22 protein-coding genes and 1 pseudogene are annotated in these 26,081 nt (G+C 74.3%); 5 read left to right on the forward strand and 18 right to left on the reverse strand.

From position 1 onward, the window contains the following. Positions 1 to 82 precede the first annotated feature (82 nt). The 4 genes from IH00_RS0126775 to IH00_RS0126790 form a co-directional block, all read right to left on the reverse strand. The gene (locus IH00_RS0126775; protein WP_052411663.1) at positions 83 to 2,023 is read right to left on the reverse strand and encodes a hypothetical protein; all 1,941 of its coding nucleotides are present in this window, start codon (positions 2,021 to 2,023) and stop codon (positions 83 to 85) included. Further along, positions 1,966 to 3,288 (reverse strand): hypothetical protein, encoded by a 1,323-nt coding sequence (locus IH00_RS0126780; protein WP_234334971.1) that lies wholly within the window; start codon positions 3,286 to 3,288, stop codon positions 1,966 to 1,968. The genes IH00_RS0126775 and IH00_RS0126780 overlap by 58 nt, the downstream gene beginning before the upstream one ends. Positions 3,289 to 3,305: 17 nt before the next feature. Then, complete coding sequence (locus IH00_RS39070; RefSeq protein WP_158827941.1) at positions 3,306 to 4,235, reverse strand: hypothetical protein; 930 nt, start codon at positions 4,233 to 4,235, stop codon at positions 3,306 to 3,308. Positions 4,236 to 4,689: 454 nt separating this feature from the next. After that, positions 4,690 to 5,496, reverse strand: a complete 807-nt coding sequence (locus IH00_RS0126790) for a LysR substrate-binding domain-containing protein (RefSeq protein ID WP_078887994.1) — start codon at positions 5,494 to 5,496, stop codon at positions 4,690 to 4,692. A gap of 58 nt (positions 5,497 to 5,554) precedes the next feature. On the opposite strand from IH00_RS0126790, the gene IH00_RS0126795 reads away from it, so the two are divergent. Further along, positions 5,555 to 5,959, forward strand: coding sequence for a DUF5997 family protein (locus tag IH00_RS0126795; protein WP_031077964.1), 405 nt, complete (start codon positions 5,555 to 5,557; stop codon positions 5,957 to 5,959). A gap of 121 nt (positions 5,960 to 6,080) precedes the next feature. Here the strand turns inward: IH00_RS0126795 and IH00_RS0126800 are convergent, their stop codons facing one another. Beyond that, a complete protein-coding gene (locus IH00_RS0126800; RefSeq protein WP_039947457.1) occupies positions 6,081 to 7,307 on the reverse strand; it encodes an MFS transporter in 1,227 nt (408 codons plus the stop codon). 162 nt (positions 7,308 to 7,469) lie between these two features. Between IH00_RS0126800 and IH00_RS0126805 the strand changes: the two genes are divergently transcribed. The 3 genes from IH00_RS0126805 to IH00_RS0126815 all read left to right on the forward strand — a co-directional run bounded on the left by IH00_RS0126805 (position 7,470) and on the right by IH00_RS0126815 (position 10,010). Then, positions 7,470 to 8,276 carry an AAC(3) family N-acetyltransferase gene (locus tag IH00_RS0126805; RefSeq protein WP_052411673.1) on the forward strand — a complete coding sequence of 269 codons (807 nt, stop codon included), beginning with the start codon at positions 7,470 to 7,472 and terminating at the stop codon, positions 8,274 to 8,276. A gap of 47 nt (positions 8,277 to 8,323) precedes the next feature. After that, positions 8,324 to 8,689, forward strand: coding sequence for a DUF779 domain-containing protein (locus tag IH00_RS0126810; RefSeq protein WP_031077969.1), 366 nt, complete (start codon positions 8,324 to 8,326; stop codon positions 8,687 to 8,689). A 106-nt stretch (positions 8,690 to 8,795) separates the two neighbouring features. Further along, positions 8,796 to 10,010, forward strand: a complete 1,215-nt coding sequence (locus IH00_RS0126815) for a phosphodiester glycosidase family protein (RefSeq protein ID WP_031077972.1) — start codon at positions 8,796 to 8,798, stop codon at positions 10,008 to 10,010. 3 nt (positions 10,011 to 10,013) lie between these two features. Here IH00_RS0126815 and IH00_RS0126820 read toward each other — a convergent pair whose 3' ends face one another. The 13 genes and pseudogenes from IH00_RS0126820 to IH00_RS0126880 form a co-directional block, all read right to left on the reverse strand. Next, a complete protein-coding gene (locus tag IH00_RS0126820; RefSeq protein WP_031077973.1) occupies positions 10,014 to 10,208 on the reverse strand; it encodes a hypothetical protein in 195 nt (64 codons plus the stop codon). 123 nt (positions 10,209 to 10,331) lie between these two features. Further along, positions 10,332 to 11,230, reverse strand: a pseudogene (locus tag IH00_RS37720) (phosphatidylinositol-specific phospholipase C/glycerophosphodiester phosphodiesterase family protein). A gap of 218 nt (positions 11,231 to 11,448) precedes the next feature. Beyond that, positions 11,449 to 12,324 carry an ANTAR domain-containing protein gene (locus IH00_RS0126830; protein WP_234334972.1) on the reverse strand — a complete coding sequence of 292 codons (876 nt, stop codon included), beginning with the start codon at positions 12,322 to 12,324 and terminating at the stop codon, positions 11,449 to 11,451. Positions 12,325 to 12,445: 121 nt separating this feature from the next. Next, complete coding sequence (locus IH00_RS0126835) at positions 12,446 to 13,108, reverse strand: ABC transporter ATP-binding protein (protein WP_031077975.1); 663 nt, start codon at positions 13,106 to 13,108, stop codon at positions 12,446 to 12,448. Then, positions 13,101 to 14,045 carry an ABC transporter ATP-binding protein gene (locus IH00_RS0126840; protein WP_031077977.1) on the reverse strand — a complete coding sequence of 315 codons (945 nt, stop codon included), beginning with the start codon at positions 14,043 to 14,045 and terminating at the stop codon, positions 13,101 to 13,103. The genes IH00_RS0126835 and IH00_RS0126840 overlap by 8 nt, the downstream gene beginning before the upstream one ends. Then, positions 14,042 to 14,941: an ABC transporter permease gene (locus tag IH00_RS0126845; RefSeq protein ID WP_031077979.1), complete on the reverse strand. Its 900-nt coding sequence runs from the start codon at positions 14,939 to 14,941 to the stop codon at positions 14,042 to 14,044. Before IH00_RS0126845 ends, IH00_RS0126840 begins: the two co-directional genes overlap by 4 nt. Then, positions 14,934 to 15,899, reverse strand: coding sequence for an ABC transporter permease (locus IH00_RS0126850; RefSeq protein ID WP_031077982.1), 966 nt, complete (start codon positions 15,897 to 15,899; stop codon positions 14,934 to 14,936). The genes IH00_RS0126845 and IH00_RS0126850 overlap by 8 nt, the downstream gene beginning before the upstream one ends. A gap of 38 nt (positions 15,900 to 15,937) precedes the next feature. Then, positions 15,938 to 17,533 carry an ABC transporter substrate-binding protein gene (locus IH00_RS0126855; RefSeq protein WP_031077984.1) on the reverse strand — a complete coding sequence of 532 codons (1,596 nt, stop codon included), beginning with the start codon at positions 17,531 to 17,533 and terminating at the stop codon, positions 15,938 to 15,940. An 87-nt stretch (positions 17,534 to 17,620) separates the two neighbouring features. Beyond that, positions 17,621 to 18,700, reverse strand: coding sequence for an acyl-CoA dehydrogenase family protein (locus IH00_RS0126860; RefSeq protein ID WP_107064521.1), 1,080 nt, complete (start codon positions 18,698 to 18,700; stop codon positions 17,621 to 17,623). Then, positions 18,697 to 19,878, reverse strand: coding sequence for an acyl-CoA dehydrogenase family protein (locus IH00_RS0126865; RefSeq protein ID WP_031077988.1), 1,182 nt, complete (start codon positions 19,876 to 19,878; stop codon positions 18,697 to 18,699). The genes IH00_RS0126860 and IH00_RS0126865 overlap by 4 nt, the downstream gene beginning before the upstream one ends. Next, entirely contained in the window at positions 19,875 to 20,852 is a 978-nt protein-coding gene (locus tag IH00_RS0126870; protein ID WP_031077991.1) for an NADPH:quinone oxidoreductase family protein, read from the reverse strand. Before IH00_RS0126870 ends, IH00_RS0126865 begins: the two co-directional genes overlap by 4 nt. A 144-nt stretch (positions 20,853 to 20,996) precedes the next feature. Next, positions 20,997 to 21,752, reverse strand: coding sequence for a PIG-L deacetylase family protein (locus tag IH00_RS0126875; protein WP_107064522.1), 756 nt, complete (start codon positions 21,750 to 21,752; stop codon positions 20,997 to 20,999). A gap of 260 nt (positions 21,753 to 22,012) precedes the next feature. Continuing rightward, a complete protein-coding gene (locus tag IH00_RS0126880) occupies positions 22,013 to 23,065 on the reverse strand; it encodes a glycoside hydrolase family 5 protein (protein ID WP_031077995.1) in 1,053 nt (350 codons plus the stop codon). A gap of 198 nt (positions 23,066 to 23,263) precedes the next feature. Between IH00_RS0126880 and IH00_RS0126885 the strand changes: the two genes are divergently transcribed. Then, on the forward strand, positions 23,264 to 26,047 hold the full coding sequence (locus IH00_RS0126885; protein WP_031077997.1) for a SpoIIE family protein phosphatase: 2,784 nt from the start codon (positions 23,264 to 23,266) through the stop codon (positions 26,045 to 26,047). Positions 26,048 to 26,081: the final 34 nt, after the last annotated feature.

A 26,081-nucleotide genomic window follows, 5' to 3' on the forward strand; every position in this document is an offset into this window, starting at 1 on the left:
TCCTTCCGGGTGGTGCGGGTGGTGCGGGGACGACGGGGACCGGACGGTGACCGGGACCGCGGTGGTGGGCGCGGCGGGGCGGTCAGCCGCCCCGGCGCGGGTCTCCCGGTGGCAGTTGCGCAGGGCCGGACGCGGGGCGGCGCTGCCCCGGGTACTGGGGGGCGCCGGCGCGGGGCGGCAGCTGGCGGTCGGCGCGACGGCGGGCGGGGAACGGGCCACGGGAGACGGACGGGTTCCCCGGCAGGCCGAAGCCCTGGCCCCGGCCGTCCGCCCGGTCGAGCAGCCGCCGGTGGAGGAGCACCGCGGGCGGGGTCGCCTCGACGCGGGCGTCGCTCGTCCGCTCGGCGCTCAGGTCCACGCCCGTCACGGCCCGGTAGGAGTGCAGGTACCCCTGGATCTCGGTGCGCCAGTAACGGGCCCAGTTGGCGGCCTGGTTGCGGTTGTGCACGTCGGTCCAGTCGCCGAAGCGCACGGCGAGCAGGATCTGCTCCCCGAAGCGCCCGAGGTCGCGGAAGTGGATGACCGTGTCCGGCGACCAGCCCTGCAGCCGCTTCATGGTGTCCACGCGCTCCATCCACGGCTCCGGATAGGCCACCATCGTCCGGCCGGGCAGGAACTCCCGCATCTCGGGGCGGGCGAGCAGCCACTGCTGCATCAGCATCTCCTGGCGGGCGGTCCAGGGCAGGTCCCCGTACTGGTTGTGCTGGCCTTCGGTGAGCAGCAGGTGCACGTCCTTGAGCGCGTTGAGCACCGGGAAGCCGTCGGCGATGACGGTGGTGTCGTCGTCCTCCTTGTAGAAGGCGGAGGCCAGGCCGAGCAGGGTGTGGAACGCCTCGAGGAAGCGCGGCCGGCTGTCGGCGGGGCGCAGCGCCGGCATGCCGGAGGCCAGCGCCGTGACGCCGTAGTGGTGGTCGTACTCGTACGCCCGGCGCAGCGCCGTGAGCCGGTGCTGTTCGTCCTGGATGTAGCCCCACAGCAGCGGGTTGATCGCCCTGAGGGGGTCGATCTCCATGTGGGCGAGGGGGTCGTGGGCGCCGTGGCCGTGGACGTTCTGGAAGCGGCGCGCGACGGCGTCGATGGACTGGACGAGCATGCCCTCCTCGTGCCAGTAGCTCCAGATGAGTTCGAGGAGGAAGGGGAAGGTGAGTTTGTCCCGCAGGATGCCGTAGCACTGCCGGCCGAACCCCTCGGTGACGTCGATGGACTGTTCACCGAGCTTGAGGCGGATGACGCCGAGGTAGGGCAGCAGGGCGGGGTCGGTCGTGGGGTCGCCGCCGGGCCCGGGGTCGGGTCCCGCGGAGATGTAGCGGCGCCAGCGGCTCTCGATGGCGCGCCGGAACGCCTCGCCGCCCGCCTCCTGGCTCGCGTACCGCTCCCGTTCCTGCTCCAGGTCGAGGTCGGTGAAGAGGCGTCCGAGGTCCCGGGAGGAGATGTGGACGCCGCAGTTGGCGAGCAGGAAGACCTCGGTGGCGACCTTCAGCAGGCGGTACCCGTCGACACCGGGGAAGGGCAGGGCGCGGGGTCCGGGACCGCGGCGCGGCCAGGGGACCACCGAGGCGTCGTCACCGGTGCACAGCATGGCGTCGATCCAGCGGGCGTAGGCGTTGTAGGAGATCCGGTCCGTGCTCCGCCGGATGACCGTCCACAGCGCCTGGTCGTCCGTCGGCTCGGTGTCGGTCCGCCCCAGGTGCACCTGGATGCTGTCGCGGGCGCCGAAGGGCCGGGGGGTGACGACCACCACGGCCGTCCCCTCGTCGCGCACCTGCCGGCCCTCGGCGGTGTCGAGGAACGCGCCGCGCACGGTGTACGCGGCGGGCTGCTGGTCCTCGGGGACGTCCCAGTGCGCCTGCGTGGGGTCGGAATGGCTGATGGTGTGCAGCGGGCCCACCCCGTCGACGCTCCATTCGACGGGCGCGTCCTGCTCGGCCCCGGGGTCCGCCGCACGGGGAACGCTCCGGGAGAGGGTCAGCCGGACCCGGCCGCCCTGCGGGATCCGTTCGGGGTGGTCACGGACGTCGGCCATGACGGGACTCCTCGACTCGGTGGGGTGAGCGTGCCGGACAGCGCCCAGCCGGTGATCAGCGAGCCGAGGAGCCTGCTTTCCGCCTCGGGGCTGATGCGGGAGGCGGCCCTCGCCTGGCCGAGGACCGCGAAGACGAGTGTCGGCGGCGCGCCGCGCATGAGGGCGGGGTGCCGCGTCCACTCGCGGTGGTGCGCGAGCAGCAGCTCGGGGGTGCGGGACGACAGCGGGAGGGCCTGCCCGAGGGTGGCCCCGCCCAGCGCGGGCGGACGGTGGTCGCGCAGCAGCACCGCCAGCCGCGGCATGGTGGCCTCCAGGGCACCGATCAGACGGCGTACGGGGGCCGGGGCGCGTTCGGGGGGATAACAGGAGGACCACAGGGCGGCCAGGCCCGCCCACTGCGGGTGCGGGTACAGGGCGTCGCCCAGGGCGCAGGAGAGCCGTACCCGGATGTACGGGAAGGGGTGGGGATCCTGGGGCGCGGGGATGAGCACGAACGCGCGGGGGAGACTGACGACGGCCATGAGGCCGAGCGTCCCGGCGAGGCCGAGCTTTCCCACGCACCACAGGTCGGCGACGATCTCGGAGATCCACCGGCCCCAGGCGGCGAAGGCCGCCCGGTCCGCGGCGCTGCGGCTGCGCCGCTCGATGTCGTACAGCCGTACGCGCAGGGCCTGGACGAGTCCGAGCAGTGCGGCCACCTGGTGACCGGCCTCGTGGACGAGCGAGGCGCCGATGCCGTGACCGACCATGCGCTCGCGGGGGATGCGGACGAGGGCGACCGGGGTGCGGCCGTTGCCCGGGATGCGCGTGTTGGCGCGGCGGATGGCGGCGCCCGGCCCCCGGTCGAGGTAGCAGACGACGGGTGGCACCGCGACCGGGGTGCCGGGGATGTGCAGGGCGTCGGCCGCCGCGGCGTCGAGTCCGGCGAGCCAGACGCCGACGGTGTTCTCGCTGCGCTGGGTGAGGGCGTCGTGGAACACGTCGAGCTGGGCGAGCACGTCGTTGAAGCGGCGGCGCACGGCGACGTAGCGGCGCTGCATCTCCTCGGCGGGGGCCGCCCGGCCCGGCCCGGCCAGCCAGGCCAGGTAGTGCCGGGCGTGGCGGCGCAGGTCCCGTCGCCCGCGGGCGAGGTACGACTCGATGGCGGCCTGGGCGGTGGGTGCCGGCGCGGCGGCGGGCACCATCGTCTCGTGCAGTACGAACGGCTTCACCCGGTCGAGCCGGGTCAGGAGCGCCCGCGTCTCGCCCTCGAGCAGGGCGGCCACCGGCCGGGCCGGCACCGTCAGATCCCCAGCAGTACGATCTTGCGCCCCTGGCGCACCCAGCGCCCGGACCTGGCCCGTGAGGTGGGCACCGGGGCGCCGGGGACCGCCCGCGGCACCGCTCCGGGGACACCTCCCGCGATGCCTCCGGGGACACCGCCCGGGGCGGCCCCGGGACCGCAGCAGCGGTGGGCCGCGCCGCCGCCCGTGCCGGGTGCCCGCAGCACCGCGCCGCCCGGCGCGGGCGCCGGCCAGCTCCAGGGGGCGGGCTGGGCGAAGGACCGGAACCGGCGGGCCACCCCCGGCGCGTAGCGCCTGGCCGCCGAGAGCACGGCGTCGCCGGCGAGTGCCTGCGGCGCCCCGGGGCGCCGGTCGAGCGCCGCATTGCCGGCCGCGGTGGCGGCCAGCCGGACGACACGGCGCGCGACCTCGAACTCGTACTCCTCCTGGTCGACGCCCTCGGCCTCCACCTCGAACAGCCGGCCCGCCATGGTGCCGAGCCGGGTGCCGATGGTGGTGCCGATGCCGGGTGCGACCATCGAGCCCAGCGCGCCGCCGACGGCGGGCAGCGCGGCCCGCGCCACGTTCTTCACGATGCCGCCGAGGGAGCGGCCGACCGGCGAGCGCAGGAAGCCGCGCACTCCGCGCGACACGTTGCGGAACATCCTGCCGAGGAACTGTTCGAGCTCGGCCTCGCTGCCGATCTCCAGCAGTTCGGCGGCCAGTTGCTCCTCCTCGGCCTCGGACAGGGGGCTCTCCATCGACAGCGGGAGGGACTCGTGCAGCGCGTGGCTCTCCGCGGCGCCGAGGTCCTCCCAGTGCTCCTCCTCGGCCTCGGCTCCGAACTCCGCCTCGGCCTCCGGGTACTCGTGCGGCGCCCCGGCTCCGAACTCGTGGTCCCCCTCGTAGGTTTCGCTCGCTCCGAAGGGGGCGAGACCGTATTGCTGCATGCCCATCAACTCCTCGCCGTCGTGAGCCGACCGTGGTCCGGCGGGCCCTGGAAGGGTCCGGGGCCGTGGCACGAAGCTAGGGGGCGGGAGCCGCCGGCAGCGTCGGGGGCGGACTCGGGGATTTCCCTGGGTTCGAGGGCGCACGCACCCCCGGGATTCCCACAGGGGCGCACGCCGGGGGGCCGGCCGCGCGCCCCTCGATCCGGGGTGGGTCCGGCGAGGCGCGGGCGGCCGGGACGCAGAGGCCGCGCGGGCCGGCGCGGCACGACGGCCGAGGCGGAAGGTTCGCCGCGGGCCGGCGCGGCACGGTGCCGGTGTGATGTGACGAGGCGCCGGTGCCTGCGCGGCGGATCGCCGCCGGCACCGGCAGGGGGCCTGCCCCGGCGAGGCCGCTCGTGCGGCGAGGGGCCGGCGACCCCGGGGGCGGTGCGTGCCGCGGGTGGGGAGCAGCGGGTTACGAGCGGCGGCGCGGTTTGCCGCGCTTGGCGGCCTTGGTCCCCTTGGCACCCTTGGCCGCGCCGGAGGAGCTCCGCCGCGGGGCGTTGCCGGTCGACGTGCCCGCGGAGGGCCCCCGGCGTGCGCCGCGGGCGTCCGGGGTCTTGCGCTTCGGCTGTGCGGATGCCGCCGCCGAGGCTGCCACCGACGCCGGGGGGCGGCCGCGCGAGCTGTTGACGGTGCGGCCGCGGACGATGCCGATGAACTGCTCCACCAGGTCGGTGGTGGCGTCCTCGGGCCACGACAGCGCCACCCCCGACTGGGGCGCGTCCACGACCGGCCGGTACGTGAGGTCCTTGCGGTGGTGCAGGCGGGCGAGCGACTGGGGGACCACGAGGACGCCCACCCCGGCCGCGACGAGCTCCACGGCGTCCGCGGTCGTGGCGGGCCGCTCGATCGCGGGGCGTCCCGGCAGCTCTTCCCAGTCGAGGGTGTCGTCGAGGGGGTGCAGCACGATCTCGTCGGCGAGGTCCTCGGCGGAGACCTCGTCGACCGCCGCCACAAGGTGGTCCTTGGGGACGACCACCACGGTCGTCTCGGTGTACAGGGGGATCGCGCTCAGTACCGTCCGGTCGACCGGCAGCCGCACCAGTCCCGCGTCGGCTCCGCGGTCCTTCAGGACGCCGTCCGCCTCGGCGGCGGACACGCCGACGAGGGCCAGCGGGACGCCGGGCAGCCGCTCGTTCCAGATCCGCACCCATTTGGTGGGTGTCACTCCCGGGACGTACGCCAGCCGGAACGAGGGGGATGTTTCCGAGCCTGTCACCACCCCAGGCTACCGGTCGTGGTCGGAGGCAGCACACACGCTCGATACCCTTGACACCATGACGTCGCACCAGAACACCCAGACGATGAAGCCCGCGACCGCGGCGAAGAAGCTGGGTGTGTACCTCGAGGCCACCCCCACCGAGTTCCAGGAGGGTGTCGTCTCGCGCACCGAACTGAACGCCCTGCAGGCCGATCCGCCCGAGTGGCTGCAGGAGCTGCGGCGCAACGGCCCGCACCCCCGGCCGGTGGTCGCGGCGAAGCTGGGTGTCTCCATCGCGGGCCTCGCCCGGGGCGGCATCACGGAGCCCCTCACCACGGAGCAGATCGACGCCCTGAAGCGCGACCTCCCCGAGTGGCTGCAGAAGGAGCGCGCCACCCAGGCCGAGGTCCGCAAGGAGGCGGCGCGGATCAAGGCGCAGAAGGCGGAGCGCGCCGAGCAGGCCGACCGCCCGCGTTCCTGACCCTCCGGGACCGCCCCGGCCTCCCGGGGCGGCGCTCCCCCGGCCGCCCCGTCCGGGGCCCCCTCCCCCGCTCCTGCGGCGTCACCCGCCCTCCGCGCGGCCCGCGTCCCGCCGGCTGTCGTCACGGGCCCGGGGCCGCCGCGGCGGCGGGACGGCGGACCAGACGCAGCACGGTCGCCGCGACCAGCAGCGTCACACAGGCGGTGAAGGCGAGACCGGCACGCTGGAGGCCGAGCCACATGGTCAGTGCGCCGACGCCGACGACGGGCAGCGAGATGCCCGTGTACGCCACGACGAAGAACGAGGAGACCGTGGCGGCCCGGTGCGCGGCGGGCGCCACCTCGCCGACCGCCGTCAGCGCGGCTCGGAAGGCGGTGCCCTGGCCGAGGCCGCCGAAGACCGCGCCGGCGACGAACAGGGGCAGGGCCTTCACCCACAGCGACGCGCCGACGAACAGCAGGCCCACGACCAGCACCAGGCAGCCCAGGGGCAGTGCCGTCCGCGGGGGCAGGCGTCCGGTCAGCGACTGTCCCACCGTCGACGACAGGAAGACGGAGAAGACGACGAGGCCCGAGACGGCCAGGTTGGTCACGCCGAGGGTCTGCGAGACGAAGCTCGGCGCCACCGCCGTGAACAGGCCGAGCAGGGCGAAGCCCGCGAAGGCGGCGAGCGCCGAGGGGACGAAGACACCGCGGATCGGCGCCGGCACGTACAGGCCCTGCGGTCGCAGCGGGGCGCGGCGGTGCGGGTCGCGGACGGTTTCCGGCAGCAGCAGCACGAGGACACCGGCCACCGCCACCAGCGCGAGGTGCGTCAGGAACGGCAGGGTGAGGGGCAGGGGCGCGTACTCGGCCAGCAGCCCGGCCAGCAGGGGCCCGCAGCCCAGGCCCCCCATGTTGGCGGCTGTGGCGGCGAAGGCCGCGTGGGACTTCTGCTCCGGAGCCGCCAGCTCCAGCACCGTGACCGTGCCGGCCCCGCTCAGCAGCCCCGCCGAGAAACCGGACAGCAGCCTCCCGGCGAAGAGCAGCGGCAGCCCGCCCTCCAGCAGGAAGCACACCGCGCTGGCGGCGGCGAAGCCCAGCGCGCACAGCAGGACGGGGCGGCGCCCCACCGCGTCGGAGTGGTTGCCGGCCAGGAGGAGGGTGGCGATCACGCCGACCGCGTACGTGGCGAACACGACCGTCACCATCAGCTCGGAGAAACCCAGTTCCTCGCGGTACAGGCCGTACAGGGGCGTGGGAAGCGTGGTCCCCGCCATGCCGATGGCGAAGACGGCAGCCGCCGCCGGATAGCCGAGGCGCCGGCCGCGACGCCTTCCGGGCCGGGTCCGTGGGGGTGTGCTGATCATGCGATCACCCTAGGGGTGTCTCGTCGATCAGGCCGATCAGCGGGACACCCCTGCGGGAGGCGAGCCGGCGAGATCCCGTGGGCGGTACGGAGAACCGTCCCGCTTCGGGTGGTCCGCATCTACGATGACCCGCACGAGTCGCGCGGAGAAGGGGGGGCGCCGGTGGCCGGAGGCGGACGGCATGCGGAGGCCCGGATCGGTGGCCAGCTCGCGGCGCTGGGGGTGGAACCGGGTTCGGTCGTTCTCGTGCACGCGTCGCTGCGGGCGGTGGGGCCGGTCGCGGGCGGCGGCGCAGCGGTGCTGCGGGCCCTGCGGGGCGTGCTCGGGCCGGACGGCACGGTCGTGGTGCCGGCGTTCACCGCACGCAATTCGGACACCTCGGCCGCGTACCTGGAGCGGGTGCGCGGGCTCGGCGAGGCGGAACGGGCGGCGGTGCGCGCGGCGATGCCACCGTACGACGCCGCGGCCATGCCGTCGGACGGGGTGGGCGTGCTGCCGGAGATCGTGCGGACGACGGCGGGCGCGGTGCGCAGCGCGCACCCGCAGACGTCGTTCGCGGCGCTGGGTCCGCACGCGGGGACGGTCGTCCGCGGCCACCGCCCGGACTGCCACCTCGGCGAGGACTCGCCGCTGGCCCGGCTGTACGAGCTCCGTGCGCGGATCCTGCTGCTGGGCACGGGATACGACCGGTGCACGGCCTTCCACCTCGGTGAGTACCGGGTGGCGCGGCCGCCGCGCCGCACCTACCGCTGCGTGGTCCGCCGGGACGGGGTGCGGCGCTGGTGGTCGTACGAGGACGTGGCCCTGGACGACGGCGACTTCGGCGCCCTCGGAGCGGACCTGGAGCGCGACCGCCCCGGGGCCGTACGGCGGGGGGTCGTGGGTGCGGCGCCGTGCCGGCTGCTGGACCTGGTGGAGGCGGTGGACTACTCCCGCGTCTGGCTGGAGCGGAACCGGGCCCGGACCTGAGGGGGCCGCAACGTGGGCGCAACGTCCGGTGTGGTTCTCCTGGGGGCATGGTGACGACCGATCACGAACCGCGCGTCGAGGTGACCCCCGCGGCCGCCGCGGTGCTGAAGCGGCTGCGAGACGCCCACGGCCCGCTGATGTTCCACCAGTCGGGTGGCTGCTGCGACGGGAGTGCGCCCATGTGCTACCCGGCGGGTGAGTTCCGGACGGGTGAATCCGATGTTCTGCTGGAGCGGCTGGTGGTGGCCGGGGTGGCGGAGCCCGTGCCGTTCTGGATGTCCCGGGCGCAGTACGCGGTGTGGAGTCACACCCGGCTGATCGTCGACGTGGTGGAGGGCCGGGGCAGCGGGTTCTCGCTGGAGGCCCCGGATGGCGTACGTTTCCTGATCCGTTCCCGGCTCGTCGGTTCGTAGCGGCGACGGGTGGGGCAACTCTTCGGAGACCTTGTGTAGTTGCCCTGACCCCTGGGGGGGACCCGTGAGCGTGATGCGGCGCGGTACTGCTGTGCGTCACGTGCGGATGCGCACGTTCCTGTTGCTCGTCGTGGCCGCCCTGCTGGGCACGGGCCTGGCAGCCGCTCCGCCCGCCACACCGGCACCGGTCTGGTCACGGGTGGCGGCGGGCGTCGAGTACCGCACGGTCGACGTCCCGTCGGAGAACGGCACCGCGCGGGCCCATGTGCTCTCCGCGGACCTCGGTGACGCCCGGGTTTCGGCGGGGCTGCTGTACCCGGGGGTGGTCGCGGCGCGCTCCGCGCTGTCGGTGCTCGCCGACCGGGCGGGGGCCACGGGCGGCATCAACGGCGACTTCTTCAACGTCACGGAGACCGAGCACCCGGGCGTCGAGGCGACCGGCGCGCCGGTCGGTCCCGCGGTCGCCGACGGCCGCCCCCTGAAGGCCGCCGTGCCGAAGGGTCAGCGGTTCGGGCCGGCGCTGCCCCCCGGCACGAACACCCGTCAGGTGCTGGGTGTGGGCGAGGACGGCAGGGCGCGGATCGGTGAACTGGTCCTGGAGGGCAGCGTGTCGACGCCGTTCGGGGAGCTGCCGCTCGGCGGGCTCAATCAGTACGCGTTGCCGGTCGGGTCCGTGGGGCTGTTCACCCGGGACTGGGGCAGTGCCTCCCGGGTGCGGGCGACCTGCGGCACGGACACCCGGCGCGCGGCGCCGTGCAGTGCGGAGACGTTCGAGGTGACGGTCCGCGGCGGCAAGGTCGTCGCGGTCGCGGAGGAACCGGGTCGCGGGGCGATCGCCGCGGGGACCGAGGTCGTCGTGGGGCGTGAGGCGGGCGCGCGCGAGTTGCGGAAGCTGACGGTCGGAAACCTGGTGACGGTCCGTCACAAGTTGGCGGCGGCCGGGGCGGACCCGGTCGCGTACCGCTTCGCCGTGGGCGGGTATCCCGTGCTGCGCGGGGGTGAGCCGCTGGGCGGGCTGGACGGGGTGACGGCCGCGGTGCGGACGGCCGCCGGGACCGGCGGCGACGGTACGCGGCTCCTGCTGCTCGCGCTGGACGGCGGGGCGGGTTTCCGCAGCGGACTGACCGTCGCCGAACTGGCGGGCCTGATGCGCGATCTGGGCGCCTCGGACGCCGTGAACCTGGACGGCGGAGGGTCGTCGACGCTGGTGGCGCGGCCGGACGGGGCGACGAAGGTGAGTGTGCTCAACCATCCCAGTGGGGGTGCGCAGCGCCCCGTGCCGAACGGCATCGGACTGTTCGTGCGGCCGGAGGCCGCGTAGAGGTCATGGCTTGAGGCTGCTGACGACGTCGGCCGTGGCGGAGACGCCGTTGTAGATGGTCGGCGCCAGGCTCGTACTGGCCATGAAGAACCCGAGCAGGGCGCAGACGAGGGCGTGGGAGATCTTCAGCCCTCCGTTGCGGAGGAAGATCACCGCCAGGACCAGCAGAAGCAGCACCACGGAGACGGATACGGCCATGTGTCACCCCTCGGCTCGTTGCCGCGTGGGTCGTGCGGCATTCGGCGGCCAGTCTGGCGGAGTGGCGGCGCCGGACGGGCGTACGGCATGTCGGCCGAACGGGTATTACCTGACGGTGAGCCGTTACGCGGCGCCGGGACCGCCCGCGCCGACGCGCCGGCCGCCGGGCAGGCGGCCGTGGGCGTCCCGGTGGGCGCGGAGGAAGGCGGCGAGCCCGGCGAGGTCGTCGGTGTTGAGGTGGTCGACGCCGGCGGCGAGCAGTTCCGCCCGGACGGCGTCGCGGGCGGGGCCGGGCGCGTCGGGCGTGGCCCAGAACCGTACGCGCTGGCCGGCGCGGTGCGCCGTGGCGACGAGCGTCCGGAGCCGGGAGCGCTCGGCGTGCGGGAAGGGGCCGGTGCCGAGCCAGCCGAAGCCGTGGGTCCAGTTGGAGCTGATGAGCGGGATGAAGGAGGCGGGGGCCGCGGTGCCGAGGTCGTCGAGGCGGCCGTCGTAGAACGCGTACCGCACCCGCTGCGCCTCCATCGGGCCGCGGGCCGCGCGGTCGCCGGAGACGACGGCCGTGACGGCACCCGGGCGCACGGATCCGCCGGTGCAGGTGCTCAGCATGCGGCGGTAGGGGGCGAGTTGGCGGTGGAGCGTCCGGTACGCGGCGGCGCCGTCGGCCTTGATGTCGATGAGCAGGTGCACGGGGGTCGGTACCCCGGGTACACGCTGCCGTGGTGGGCGCGTACGCGGGCGAGCAGCGGGTCGAGGTAGAGGGAGCGCAGTGTGCGGGTGGGGTCGAGCCGGGAGGGCTCGTGCGCGACGAGGAGGTCGCCGCCGACGAGGAAGACGTCGGCCTCGACGCTGGTGAAGCCATGGGCGAGGGCGTCGTGGAGCGGGCGCTCGTGCAGGTAGTCGTTGTGGGCGTGGGCGCGGCGCAGGGGTGTGGGGGCCGCTCGTGCCTCGGCCGGTCCGGCGAGGCCGGCGGTGGCAGCGGCGGCGAGGGCGACGACGGCGGACCGGCGGGAGAACGGCGCCATGGCGGGTCTCCGGGTGGCGGGGGCGGGGGACGGAACGAGTATGCGGCCCCGTGAGCCCCAGCTCGCTCGCACAGGAGCGGGGTTGGCCGATTCGCCGCCGGTGCGTGGTGCGGTGTTCGCCTGCTTGTCCCCGCCCGACTGTCCCCGCCCGGCGGCCCGGTCCCGCAGCCCGCCCGGAGCGACCGGACGCAGGCCGGAAGCGGGCGGCCCTCCGGGGCTCAGCGGCGGCGGACGCGGGAGGCGTCCGGGTGGCGGGCCACCTCGTGCAGGTGCTCCAGCGCGTCGAGGACGACCGTGCGGTCGTACCAGTCGAGCCAGCTCCCCGCCTGCCGGCCCGTCAGCTCCAGGGCCTTGAGCTGGGCGGGGTGCAGGTCCTGGAGGGGGCGGTCGAAGTGGGCGGAGACCATGCCGACGCAGCGCCCGCCGACGGCCAGCGGCACGCTGTGCGCGGCGCGGCTGCCGGCGGCGAGGATGGTGCGGCGGGCGTCCTCGGTGAACACCGGCGCGGTGGCGACGTCGCGCACGGTGACCTGGGCCACGTCCTTCGCCGCCTGGGCGCAGGAGGTGCCGTCACCGCCGACGAAGTCGAAGAAGTTCACGAAGTCGTCGCTGAGGCCCGTGTGGTTCTCCATCCACAATCCGCCGAGCTCGTGGTCCCCGATCTGCACGTCGCCCATGTACGTACCGGTGACGGCGAGGGTCTGGGAGAGGACCTCCCGCAGCACGGCGCTGCGGGGTGCGTTGCCGGGGTCGTCGATGCCCAGCGTGTCCAGGCTCGGCGGCGCCTGCCGGACCCGCCCGGGGAACCAGAGCTTCTCCCCCTCGTCGGGCCGCGGCAGCCGGACGAGGGCGTCGGCGAGGATCCGCAGCTTCACGTTGAAGCGCTGCGACGCGATCTGCAGCAGCGCGAAGGCCGATTCGGCGTCCTCCAGTCGGTAGCGCTCGCGGAGGATGCCCTGGGCCTGCGCGATCAAAGGACGGTTCCGCGCCTGCCGCCGGAGGTGGCGCGCTTCGTCACGCAGCCGCGCCAGTTCCTCCCATCCTTCCCAGCCGTCCCCGGTGCCCCGTCCGTCGACCTTGAACATGTCGGTCATCCGGTCCGTACCTCCAGCTCATGGGGCCCGTGCCGCAGGGCCTCACCGGCGCCTGCCCGGTTCCCCGGGGCTCACACCCGGTTCGCTCGTACGGGGACGGGATCGCGCGGGTTGACGGGTTTCACGGCGTACCGGCGCACGCGTCCCACTCGGTGGTGCGGTCGCACCAGCGTTCCAGCAGGACCCGGTCGTGGCCGACGGCGAGGAGCCCGGCGCCGCTCTCGCGGCGGTACGCCTCGACGACGGCGACCAGGGCGGCGGTCGTGGAGGCGTCGAGCATGGCGGTCATCTCGTCGCAGATCAGCCAGCGGGGGCGCAGCACCAGGGCGCGGGCGAGGCAGGCGCGCTGGAGCTGGCCGTCGCTGACCTCGTGCGGGCGGCGGGCGAGCAGGTCGCCGGTGAGGCCCACCGCGGCGGCGAGCTCGGTCGTCCGGCCGGCGGCCCCGGCGCGGCGCCCGGTCGCGCGCAGCGGCTCGGCGATCAGGTCGCGCAGCGTCAGCCGGGGGTCGGCGGCGAGGCGGGGCTGCTGGAAGACGACGCCGATCGCGGTGCGCAGCTCCCGCGGGGCCCGGTGGCGCCAGCCGCGCACCTGCTCGCCGTCCACGGCCACACGGCCCGCGTCCGGGCGGTGCAGCAGGGCGGCGACCCGCGCGAGGGTCGACTTGCCGCAGCCGCTGGGGCCGAGCAGTCCGACCGCCTCGCCGGGCCGGAGGGTCAGCGAGGCGCCCCGGAAGACGGGTCTGCGGGGGTCGTACCCGGCGGTGACGGTGTCGAGTTCAAGCACGGGCGGGCTCCTCGCTGTGGTGGCAGGCGACGCCGTCCTCCAGGCGGGGAGGCGTGCCGCAGGCGTCGGTCGCGCGGTCGCAGCGGGCGGCGAAGGCGCAGCCGTCGGGCAGGGCGCCGAGCTCGGGAGGCATGCCGGGGATGGGGGTGAAGTCGCGTTCCGGGAGGGCGGCGAGCAGACCGCGGGCGTACGGGTGCCGGGGTCCGGGCGCGCCGAAGAAGCGGTCGGCGGGGGCGAGTTCCACGATGCGGCCCGCGTACATGACGGCGACCCGGTCGGCGATCCGCTCGGCCGCCGCGAGGTCGTGGGTGATCAGCAGCAGCGCGCGGCCGCCGTCGGCGTGGCGGCGCAGTTCGTCGGCCGTGCGGTCGACGAGGTCGCGGTCGAGGCCGGTGGTCGGCTCGTCGGCGAGCAGCAGGGGCGCGTCGCCGACGAGTGCGAGGGCGGTGGCGGCGCGCTGGGCCTGGCCGCCGGACAGCTCGTGCGGGTAGTGGTCGAGGAGCCCGGCGGGGAACGAGGCCCGGCCGGCCGCTGCCTCGGCCGCCGCGCGCAGGCCGGAGCGGGGCGTGCCGGTCAGCTCGCGCAGGGTCTCCTCGAGATGGGCGCGCACGGTGCGTACGGGCGTGAGGTGGGCGGCCGGGGATTGCGGGACGAGTCCGATGCGCCGTCCGCGGACCGTGCGGGCGAGGGTGCGCTCGTCCGCGGAGAGCAGGTCGATGCCGTCGATGACGGCCGTGCCGGCGGTGCGGGCGTTGCCGGGCAGCAGGCCGAGCAGCGCGGAGGCGAGGACGGACTTCCCGCAGCCGCTCTCACCGACGAGGGCCAGGCACTCCCCCGCCGCCAGGTCGAAGCTCGCGCCGCTGACGGCGGCGATGTGCCGGCCGCCGCGCAGGCGGAAGCGTACGGAGAGTTCGCGTACGGACAGGACGGGGCTCACAGCATCAGCTCCGATCGGCGGCGCGGGTCGAGCCGTTCCCGCCAGGCACCGGCCAGGCCGGCGATGGCGAGGGTCGGGATGATCAGGAACAGGCCGGGGAAGAGGGTGGGCCACCAGTCACCGGCGAGGAGGGAGCCGCGCGCCGTCTGCACCAGGTTGCCGAGGCTCGCCTGGTGGGCGGGCAGCCCGAGGCCGAGGAAGGACAGGGCGGACTCGTGCCACATGGCGTGCGGCACCATGAGCACGGCGGCCAGACCGGCCTGCGGCAGTACCGCGGGCAGCAGGTGGCGGTAGGTGACGCGCCATCGGGAGGCGCCGCCGGAGACGGCCGCGTCGATGTACGGGCGGGAGCGCAGCGACAGCACCTCGGAGCGGACGATCCGGGCCGTGGACAGCCAGTGCGTGAGCGCGACCGACACGATGACGGGCCACACGCCGGGACGGAACATGGCGACGATGAAGATGCCGAGCAGGAGGTGCGGCACGGAGGCGAAGGTGTCGACGAGCCGCATGACGAGCCGGTCGGTCCAGCCGCCGAAGGCCGCGGCCGCCGCGCCCACGGCGGTGCCGACGACGGTGGCGGCGAGTGCCGCGACGAGCCCGACGAGGAGCGAGACGCGCAGCCCGTAGACGCAGCGCAGCAGCAGGTCGCGGCCGACGTCGTCGGTGCCGAAGGGGTGCGCGGGGGACGGCGGCCGCAGCTTCAGCGACAGGTCCACGGCCTGCTGGTCGAGCTGGACCAGCGGCGGTACGACGAGCACGGCGAGGACGACCGCCGCGACGACGGCCGCGGAGACGCGCACGCGGACGGTGCGGGTGGAGCGGCGGGTGCGTCCGCGGGACGTCCAGGTGCCGGGGGTCCGGGGGGTGCGCCCGGGGAAGGTCGTCTCAGCCATCGAATCCCACCCTGGGGTCGGCCAGTCCGTAGAGCAGGTCGGAGAGCAGGTTGCCGAGCAGCACCGCCGCGGTGGCCAGCACGGTCAGTGCGGCGAGCAGCGGGAAGTCGACGGAGGTGGCGGCCTGGACGGTCGCGGCCGCGATGCCCGGCCAGCTGAAGACCGTCTCCACGAGCAGCGCGCCGGTGATCAGTTCGGGGACGCGGGAGCCGATGAGGGTGAGCATCGGCAGCATCCCGGAGCGCAGGGCGTGTCCGAACAGGACGGTGCGTCCGCGCAGCCCGCGCGCGCGTGCGCCGCGTACGGGGTCCTCGTCGAGCGCGTGGGCGACGCCCTGGCGCACGTACAGGAAGAACCAGGGCAGCTGGGAGATGCCGAGGACGAGCGCGGGAAGCACCAGGTGGGTGGCGACCTGGCCGGGGGTCACGGTGTCGCTGGCCGTGTCGGTCAGTCCGCCGGCCGGCAGCACGTCGAGTTCCAGGGCGAAGAACCAGATGGCGAGCAGTCCGAGCCAGAAGGCGGGTGCGGCTTCCAGGGTGTACGCGGCGGAGCTGACGCACCGGTCGAGCCAGCCGCCCTGCCGCCGTGCGGCCAGGACGCCGAGTGCGGTGCCGAGCAGGACGGCGACGGCGAAGGCGGTGGCCGCGAGCAGCACGGACCAGCCGATGCGCTCGCCGATGACGTCGGCGACGGGCTGGCGCATCACGCTGGAGTCGCCGAGGTGGCCCCTGACGGCGTCGGTGAGCCAGTTCCACCAGCGCGGGACGAGCGGCTGGTCGGCGCCGAGGTTGGCGCGGAGCTGGTCGAGGTTCTCCTGGGAGGCGGTGAGCCCGGCGGTGCCGGCGTACGCCTTGACGGGGTCGAAGGGGGACGCGGCGGCGACGGCGAAGACGCCGAAGGTCACCACGAGGAGCACGGGGACGGCGAACAGGGCCCGTCGTCCCGCCATCCGGGCCATCGCTCCCCAGGGGAGGCGGCGGCCCGTTCGTGCGGCGGTCACTTCTTGGGCGTCCACTTCTCGACGTTCCACCACGGGCCGGCGGCGAGGCCGTGGTCGTGCGGCTCGACCTGGGTGGACAGCCCGTCCCAGGCGTCGCCGACGACGTACACGTGGTCGATGTGGGTGAGGAAGGTGTAGCCGGGGTTCTTCACCAGTTCGCGCTGGACGGTGTCGTAGGCGGCCTTGCGGGCGGCCTTGTCGTCGGTCCTCCGGCCGTCGTCGAGGGCCTTGTCGACGACAGGGTTGTCGTACCACGCCATGTTGTTGAAGCCGTCGCCGCCGAGGGAGGACTTGAGCAGCTGGTACTGGTCGAAGTCGGGGTCGCCGGGCGAGCCGCCGCCCGCGAGGACCGCGTCGTGCTTCATGCGCGGTTCGATGACCTCCCAGGTGCCGGCCTGGGTCCGGATGTCGATGCCGGCCTTCTTGGCGTCGGAGGCGTAGGCGAGGGCGTGGTCCTGGCGGAGCTTGTCGCCGGAGAGGTACCAGAGGGGGAAGGCGGCGCGGACGCCGTCCTTGGCGCGGATGCCGTCGGAGCCGCGCTTCCAGCCGGCGTCGTCGAGGATCTTCTCCGCCGCGGCCAGGTCGTGGCGGCGTTCGGTGCCCTTGGTGAACCACTCGCTGCCGGTGGGGACGGGGCCGTGGGCGGGCTTGCCGGCGCCTTCGAGGATGTTGTCGACCATGGCCTCGCGGTCGACGGCGATGTCGAGGGCGCGGCGGATCGCGGTGTCACCGGTGACCTTGTTGTGGGTCGGCAGGGTCACGGTGCGGTAGTCGTAGGTGGTGGCCTCGTAGGTCTTCTTGTCGGCGTCGTTCCTGAACCCCTTGGCGAGGTTGGGCGGCAGGATCGCGCCGTCGAGGTCGCCGGAGCGCAGACGGGTGGCGCGGACGTCGTCGTCCTTGATGATCGCCATGGTGAACTTCTTCACCTTCGGTGCGCCGCCCCAGTAGTGGGGGTTGGCCTTGAAGCTGATCTTCTCGCCCTTGGACCAGCCGGTGAGGACGTACGGTCCGGTGCCGACGGGACGGGTGGTGAAGGGGCCGGAGTTGACGTCCTGCTTGCCCGCGACGTGCTCGGGGGCGATGGCGAGGACGGTGCGCTCGGCGAAGGGCGCGTAGGGGTACTTGAGGGTGAAGACGACCGTGTCGTCACCGGCCGCCTTGACGTCCTTCAGGGCGTCGAGCTCGGTCCTGGACGGGTTGTTGGTCTTCTTGTCGAGGATGGTGCGGTAGGTGAAGACGACGTCCTTGGCGCTGAACGGCTTGCCGTCGCTGAAGGTCACGCCCTTGCGGAGCTTGTAGGTGTACGTCAGGCCGTCCGCGCTCACCTCGGGCAGCGCGACCGCGAGGGCGGGCTTGAGCTTCATGTCGCCGTCGAAGGCGAGCAGCCCGTCGAAGATCTTGGAGTTGCCGTCCTTGCCGTAGCCGAGGAGGGGGCTGAGCGTCTCGGGCTCGTAGGCGATGCCGACGACCACGCTGTCGCCGGCGCCGTGGCCGCTGCCGCCGGAGCCGGGGTTCGAGCAGGCCGCCGCGGTCAGGGCCAGGGCCCCGGCCAGCGTCGCGGCGGCCATGCCGCGTATGGATCGGGCGGTCATGGTCCACACCCCTCATGAAGATCAGCTGCTGTTGCGAACGATTCGCAATTAAACAGCATGTAGAGGGGTGGGCGCCTACCACGGTCCTTACGAGCCGGTCCGGGGCCCGGGGAGGTCCACCAGCTCGGCGAGCGCTTCCTTGTGCCTTCCCGCCGCACCCAGCGCGGCCTGGTCGGCCTTGGCGCGCTTGAGGTAGAGGTGCGCCGGGTGCTCCCAGGTCATACCGATGCCGCCGTGCAGCTGGACGCATTCCTCCGCCGCGTGGACGGCCACCCGTGAGCAGTACACCTGGGCGACGGCCACGGCGAGCGGGGCGTCGCCGCTGCCGGTGGCGAGCGCGTCGGCGGCGTTGCGGGCGGCGGCGCGGGCGTGCACGACCTGGAGCCACAGCTGCGCCATGCGGTGCTTGAGCGCCTGGAAGGAACCGATCGGGCGGTTGAACTGGTGGCGCTGGCGGGTGTGGCGGACCGTCTCCTCCAGGCACCACTCGGCGACGCCGAGCTGCTCCGAGGCGAGCAGTCCGGCCCCCGCGAGCAGCCCGCGGTGCACCGCCGCGCGGGCGGCGTCCGCGTCGGCGAGCCGGGTTCCGGCGTCGGCGGCGGTCACGGCGGCGAGGGGGCGGGTCAGGTCCAGCGGGGTCTGCGGCACGATGGAGGCGTCGGCGGCGTCGACCGCGTACAGCCCGTCGGGCCGCACCACGAGCAGCACGTCGGCGCGGGCGGCGTCCGCCACGCCGGTGACGGTACCGGTGGTCGCCGGCTCGTACCCGGGCCCGGCTGAGAACGGCACGGCGAGCACGGCGGTCCTGCTGCCGGTGGCGAGCTCGCCGAGCAGGTCGACGGCGGCCCGGCTCGTGTCCAGGGCGAGCAGCGTCCCGGTCGCGACGACGGAGCTGGTGAGGTACGGGACCGGCGTCACCGCGCGGCCGAGCTCCTCCAGTACGACGGCCGCCTCGCGGTGGGTCGCGCCCTGGCCGCCGAGCTTCTCGGGGACGAGGAGCCCGGCCGCGCCCATGTCCGCCGCGAGCGCCTGCCAGAGGGCGGGGTCGTACGGCGTGTCGCGCTCGATGCGGCCGGCCAGCTCAGCGGGGTCGGCGCGGCCGGTGAGCAGGGAGCGCACGGCGGCCCGCAGGTCGCTCTCGGCCTCGGAGTAGAGCAGGTCGGTCATCGCGCCAGGTCCTTCCATGCGACGTCCTTGTCGGTGCGCGGCTCGGCGGGCAGGCCGAGGACGCGCTCGGCGACGATGTTGAGGAGCACCTCGCTGGTACCGCCCTCGATGGAGTTGCCCTTGGAGCGCAGGTAGCGGTAGCCGGCGTCGCGGCCGGTGAAGTCGACCAGCTCGGGGCGGCGCATGGTCCAGTCGCCGTACAGCAGGCCCTCCTCGCCGAGGAGTTCGACCTCCAGGCCGCTGATCTCCTGGTTGAGGCGGGCGAAGGCGAGCTTCATGGCGCTGCCCTCGGGGCCGGGCTGGCCCGCCACGAGCTGCTGGCGCAGCCGCTCGCCGGTGAGCCGGGCGACCTCGGCGTCCACCCACAGGTCGAGCAGGCGCTGGTGGAGGTCGTGGCTGCGCAGTTCGGGGCGCTCGCGCCAGGTCCGCGAGACGGGGCCGATCATGCCGCCCTCGCGCGGGATGCGGGCGCCTCCGATGGCGACGCGCTCGTTGTTCAGGGTGGTCTGGGCGACCTTCCAGCCGTCGCCGATCTCGCCGAGGCGGTGGGCGTCGGGGATGCGGACGCCGGTGAGGAAGACCTCGTTGAACTCGGCCTCGCCGGTGATCTGGCGAAGCGGCCGCACCTCGACGCCCGGGTCGGTCATGTCGCACAGGAAGTAGGTGATGCCGCGGTGCTTGGGGGCGTCCGGGTCGGTGCGGGCGATGAGGATCGCCCAGCGGGCCACGTGGGCGCTGGACGTCCAGACCTTCTGGCCGTCGACCACCCAGTCCTCCCCGTCGCGCACCGCGCGGGTGCCCAGCGCGGCGAGGTCGGAGCCGGCGCCGGGCTCGCTGAACAGCTGGCACCACACCTCCTCCCCCACCCACAGGGGGCGCAGGAAGCGCCGCTTCTGCTCCTCTGTGCCGTAGGCGAGGATCGTCGGAGCCGCCATGCCGAGGCCGATCCCGATGCGGCGCGGGTCGTTGTCGGGGGCTCCGGCGGCCTCCAGTTCGGCGTCGACGACGGCCTGGAGGGCGCGGGGGGCGCCGAGTCCGCCGAGTCCCACCGGGTAGTGGACCCAGGCGAGACCGGCGTCGAACCGGGCCTTGAGGAAGTCCGTGCGGCCGGTTGTGGCGGGCGGGTGCGCGGCCAGCAGCTCCTGGGTGAGGCGGCGCAGGTCGTCGGCGTCGGTCATCGTGCTGCTCCTTCCGTGGCGGCCGGGAGGACGACCAGGCGGCCGGTGGTGGCGCCGTCGGCGACGCGCTGGACCGCGGCCGGCGCGTCCTCGAAGGCGACGCGCTCGCTGATCAGCGGCTTGATGAGGCCCTTGGCGGCGTACGCGGTGAGTGTGTCGTGGCAGCGGCGGACCGCCTCGGGGTCGTACTGGTTGTACAGGCCCCAGTGCAGGCCGACGATCGAGTAGTTCTTGACCAGGGCGTGGTTGAGAGCGGGGGCCGGGATGTCGCCGCTGGCGAAGCCGACCACGATGATCCGGCCCTCGAAGGCCACGCACTTGGCCGACTTGGCGTACGCGTCGCCGCCGACCGGGTCGTAGACGACGTCGGCGCCCCGGCCGCCGGTGGCCTCCTTGACGGCCGCGACGATGTCCTCGGTGCGCCGGTCGATGACGAGGTCGCAACCGAGTTCGCGCGCGGCGGCCGCCTTCTCCGCGCCCCCCACGACTCCGATGACCTGCGCGCCGGCCGCCTTGCCGAGCTGTACGGCGGCGCTGCCGACGCCGCCCGCGGCGGCGTGGACGAGGAGGGTCTCGCCCTCCTTCAGTCCGGCCCGGCGGTGCAGCCCGAACCAGCCGGTCTGGTAGCCGATGTGCAGGGCCGCGGCTTCGGCGTCGTCGAGGGCGTCGGGCGCGGGCAGGACCGCGGCGCCGTCGGCGACGACGTACTCGGCGAGCCCGCCGTACGGCAGGGCGGGCGTGGCGATCACGCGGCGGCCGTCCTCCGTCTCGCCGCAGATCTCCACGCCGGGGGTGAAGGGGAGGGGCGGGCGCACCTGGTAGTGGCCCCGGCACAGCAGCGCGTCCGGGAAGTTGATGTTCGCGGCCCTGACCCGCAGCAGGATCTGCCCGTCCCCGGGCGTGGGCCGGTCCACCTCTTCGAGCCGCATCACCTCGCTCGGCTCGCCGTTGCGGTGTACGCGCCATGCCTGCATCGAGGGCCTCCACAAGGGTCGGGCAGAACCACCTTGGGCCACATACTAAGCGGTCGCTTGCCTCGCAGGGAAGGGGCGGGCCCCGGAGACCGCCGGGCCTTCCGGGGCTTCTCCCCGCCCGGGCTCGCGCGGGCGGGGCAGGGGTCAGCGGCTGAAGAGCTCGAAGGTCACGGCGGGGCGACCGCCGAAGCGCGCGGCCGCGGCCTGCGCGTTGCCGGTGAGGAAGGTGCGGCAGTACTCCTCCGGGTCCTGGTCCGTCAGGCCCTCGATGTACGCGCGGTGCTCCAGCAGCGAACGCACGGCGCGCTCCAGGCCGGGCGCCGCGTCGACGGCGTGGGTCGGCGTGGAGGATCCGGCGACGGCCACCCAGCGGACGCCGTTCCACGGTTCGAGGCCCTGCTCGGTGAGCTCGGGGAAGATCCAGCGGTTGCCCGCGTCCCCCGCCGCGTCGAGGGTGGCGCGGCCGACCGCGACGTGGTCGGGGGTGTTCCAGGCGACACCGCCCCAGGTGTCGCGGTGGTTGAGCGTGATGACGAGCTCCGGGCGATGGCGGCGGATCGCGGCGGCGATGTCCCGGCGCAGCGCGAGGCCGTACTCGACGACGCCGTCCCGGTGGTCGAGGAACTCCACCACCGGGACGCCGACGACCGCGGCGCTGGCCCGCTGCTCCCGCTCCCGCAGGGGTCCGCAGGTGGCGGGGTCGATGCCGTCGATGCCGGCCTCACCGCGCGTGGCGAGGAGGTACGCGACCTCGCGGCCGGCGTCGGTCCAGGCGGCGACGGCCGCGGAGCACCCGTATTCGAGGTCGTCGGGGTGGGCGACCACGGCGAGGGCACGCTGCCAGTCCTCGGGCATCGGCCGGAGCTGGTCGGCCGGTTGATCGGTCAGGTGATCGGTCATGGCCGCAGGATACGGGCGCGGTGATCAACTCCGTGGCCGTATCGCCCGGGTGGGAGAAAGGCGTCGCCGCCTCGCCATCTCACCACCTCACCACCTCGCCGCGTCACCGCGTCACCGCGTCACCGCGTCACCGCGTCACCGGCGCGAGGATGCGGTTCGGGAGCGGGGGCCGCCCGTGCGGACAGGTTCGTGCCGGTTCCGCGCCCCGCCCGGCGTGGCGATGCCCCCGCCGGTGCGGCACACGCGGCGGGGGCACCGGGTCAGCGTCCGCCGAAGGCGTCGGCGGACCTGATCCGCTCGCGCACCCACACACCGGCGGGCTTCAGGGAGCCGGTGCCGGCCCAGGGGCCGCCGGTGGCGCAGGTGCCGCTGCGGAAGACGGCGCCGGAGCGGTGGTCGTCGGAGAAGTTCCAGTTGGACCAGCTGATCTTCTTGCTCGCCATCAGGTCGAGGTAGCGCTGCGCCATGGCGAAGTCGTCGGCGCCCTCCCCCGCATAGTCCTGGGTGCCGAACTCGGTGACGAAGACGGGGAGCTTGTCGGCCGCCCTGGAGAGGGTGGCGAGGTACTCGTCGCGGTGCGAGGCGGCGTAGAAGTGGAAGGTGTACATGATGTTGGCGGCGCGCACCGGGGCGGCCACCACCTCCCGCTCGTCGGAGCCCTCGGAGACGCCGAACGACGACCACGCGCGCGTGCCGACGAGGACCGGGGTGGCGGGGTCCTCGGCACGGATGACGGGGATGAGCTGTTCGGCATAGCTCCTGATGCGGGACCAGCCGACTCCGCTGGGCTCGTTGGCGATCTCGTACAGGAGGTTGTTCTTGGCGCGGTGGCGCCGGGCGATCTCGGTGAAGAAGGTCTTGGCGCGGGCGAGGTTGTGGTGCGGGTCGCCGGGGCTGAGCATGTGCCAGTCGACGATGGCGTACAGGCCGCGGGCGGTCGCCTGCTCGATGAGGGAGTGCACCAGGTCCGTGTACTTGCGCGGGTCGGTTTCGTAGCCGCCCTCCTGGATGTACATCGAGATGCGCAGGACGTCGGCCTTCCAGTCCTGGGCCAGGGCGTCGAGGGAGCCGCTGGTCAGGCACCGGCTGTACCACTGCAGGCCGTGCGTGGACATGCCGCGCAGCTGGATGGGGACTCCGTGCTGGTTGCAGAGCTTGGTGCCGCACACCCGGAGCCGGCCGTTGGCCGCGACCGGGGTGCGGAGCTCCTGCGCGCGCTGGACCGCCGCGGCGTGCATCACGGGCGAGGGCGGCTGGGCGAACCCGAGCAGCAGGGCCGCCAGGAGCAGAGGGAGGAGAAGGATCCGTCTCATGGGGGGTCTCCAATGCCATCGACGGAGCGTGAGACTGGAAGGAAACTTTCCTAACTTTCTGAGGTGATGAATAGCAGGGGGTGAGTCGCACTGCAAGGCTCATGACAAAAGACGGGGCCCGCCACGGCGAACACGGAGGCGGCTCCCACGGCCTCCACACGGTCGCTGCCCCGAGGGATCCGGTGCTAGAAATGGGGCATGAGCGGACGTTCCGGACGAGCAAGGCACGCGTCGGGCCACCCCTTCGCCGGCCGGTCCGGACACGGTGACCGCGACGGAGGTCCGGGGTCCGGCGAGGACCACGGGTTCCGGTCGCTGCTGGGCGCGCGCAGCGTCGCGGGCCAGGTGCTCCTGCTCCAGATCCTTGTCGCGGTGCTGCTGATCACCGCCGCGGTGGCCGCGGTGACGTTCCAGACCCGCCGGGGCAGCGAGCAGGAGGCCAAGAGCCGTTCACTCGCCGCCGCCGAGTCGTTCGCGGACGCCCCGGGCACGGCCCGGGCGCTGACGTCCCCCGATCCGGCGGCCGCACTCCAGCGCCACGTCGACGACGCCCGCCTCGGCTCCGGCGTCGACTTCATCGCGGTGATGGCGCCGGACGGCATCCGGTACGTCGACACCGACCGCACGCTGATCGGCACGCGCGCCGAAGGTGTCGAGCGGGCCGCCGCGGGAACGGCGTTCGCGGAGATCTTCGAGGGCGCCCCGAACGACGCGGCACGGGCCGTCGTCCCCGTCCGCGACGCCGACGGCGAGGTCGTGGGCCTCGTGGGCGCCGGGGTGGCGATCGAGAACGTCGGAGCGGCGGTGGACCGCCACCTGCCCATCCTGCTGGGCTCCGGCGCCGCCGCCCTGGCCCTGGCCGTCGGCAGCTCGGCGCTGGTGAGCAGGCGGCTGCGGCGGCAGACGCACGGGCTCGGCCCCACCGAGATGACCCGGATGTACGAACACCACAACGCGGTGCTGCACGCGGTGCGCGAAGGTGTCCTCCTCGTCGGGGGCGGCGGCCGGCTGACCCTCGCCAACGACGAGGCCCGCAGGCTCCTCGAACTGCCCGCCGACGCCGAGGGCCGCCACGTCACCGAGCTGGGCCTGGACGAGGACATCACCGAACTGCTGGCCTCCGGCCGCACCGTCACCGACGAGGTCCACCTGGCGGCCGACCGGCTGCTCGCCGTCAACACCCGCCACACCGCCCCGTACGGCGGGGCCTCCGCCACGGTCGCCACGCTCCGGGACACCACCGAGCTGCGCGCCCTGTCGGGCACGGCCGAGGTGGCACGCGAGCGGCTGAAGCTGCTGTACGAGGCCGGGGTGCGGATCGGTACGACGCTGGACGTGAAGCGGACCGCCGAGGAGCTGTCGGAGGTGGCGGTGCCGCGGTTCGCCGACTTCGTCAGCGTCGAGCTGCTGGACCCGGTGCTGCGCGGTGAGGAGCCGACCGAGGAGCACACGCAGATGCGGCGCGCCGCTCTGAGCGGCATCCGCGCGGATCCGCCGCTCCAGCCCGTGGGCGACCGGATCCTGTTCGACGAGCCGACCACGCCGATGGCGGCGGCGCTGGCGAGCGGGCACGCGGTGCTGGAGGCGGACCTGACGGTCGCGCGCGGCTGGCGCGCCCAGGACCCGGAGGGCGCCGACGAGACCCTGGCGTACGGCATCCACTCGCTGATCGCGGTGCCGCTCCAGGCACGCGGTGTCGTCATGGGGATGGCCAACTTCTGGCGTTCGGAGCGCGCGGAGCGGTTCGAGGAGGAGGACCTGGCCTTCGCGGAGGAGCTGGCCGCCCGCGCCGCCGTGGCCATCGACAACGCACGCCGCTTCACCCGCGAGCACACGATGGCCGTCACGCTGCAGCGCAGCCTGCTGCCGCGGGTGCTGCCCGAGCAGGAAGCGCTGGAGGTCGCCTACCGCTACCTGCCGGCGCAGGCGGGGGTCGGCGGCGACTGGTTCGACGTCATCCCGCTGCCCGGGGCCCGGGTCGCGCTCGTCGTGGGCGACGTCGTGGGGCACGGGCTGCACGCCGCCGCCACGATGGGGCGGCTGCGCACGGCCGTGCACAACTTCTCGGCCCTCGACCTGCCGCCGGACGAGTTGCTGGGTCACCTGGACGAGCTGGTCTCCCGCATCGACCAGGAGGAGGGCGGTGACGGCGGTGGGGACGGCATCACGGGCGCCACCTGCCTGTACGCCATCTACGACCCGGTCTCGGGCCACTGCTGCGTGGCGACCGCCGGCCACTTCGCCCCGGCGCTGGTCCTGCCCGACGGGAGCGTGGACTTTCCGAAGGTGCCCGTCTTCCCGCCACTGGGGCTCGGCGGCGGGCCGTTCGAGACGGCCGAGCTGCACCTGCCCGAGGGCAGCCGCCTGGTGCTGTACACCGACGGCCTCATCGAGCACCGCGACCGGGACGTCGACACCGGGCTGCGCCTGCTGCACGACACGCTGGCCGACCACGGGAACCGGACGGCGGAAGAGACCTGCCGGGCCGTGTTCAGCGCGATGCTGCCCCCGCACCGCAGGGACGACATCGCGCTGCTGGTGGCGCGTACCCGCCTGCTGGATCCCGACCGGGTCGCGGACTGGGACGTCCCCGCCGACCCCTCGGCCGTCGCCCCCGTGCGCGCCGCGTGCGGCAGGCAGCTGGCGGCGTGGGGCCTGGGGGACATCGGCTTCACCACGGAGCTGATGCTCAGCGAGCTGATCACCAACGCGATCCGCTACGGCTCCGAGCCGATCCACGTGCGGCTGCTGCGCGAGCGCCACCTGATCTGCGAGGTGTCCGACGGCAGCAGCACCTCCCCGCACCTGCGGCGCGCCGCCACGACGGACGAGGGCGGGCGCGGGCTGTACCTGGTGTCCCAGTTCGCGGGGCGGTGGGGAACCCGGTACACGCCGACCGGGAAGGTGATGTGGACCGAGCAGCCGCTGAACGGCGGACCGCAGCCGGTGCCCGGTCTGCTGCTGGACGACCTGTCGTGGTGACCCGGCGGGTCCGGCGGGAGTCCGGTGGGCCCGG

It is taken from the genome of Streptomyces sp. NRRL S-118 (assembly GCF_000716335.1).
In the GTDB taxonomy this organism is placed as follows: domain Bacteria; phylum Actinomycetota; class Actinomycetes; order Streptomycetales; family Streptomycetaceae; genus Streptomyces.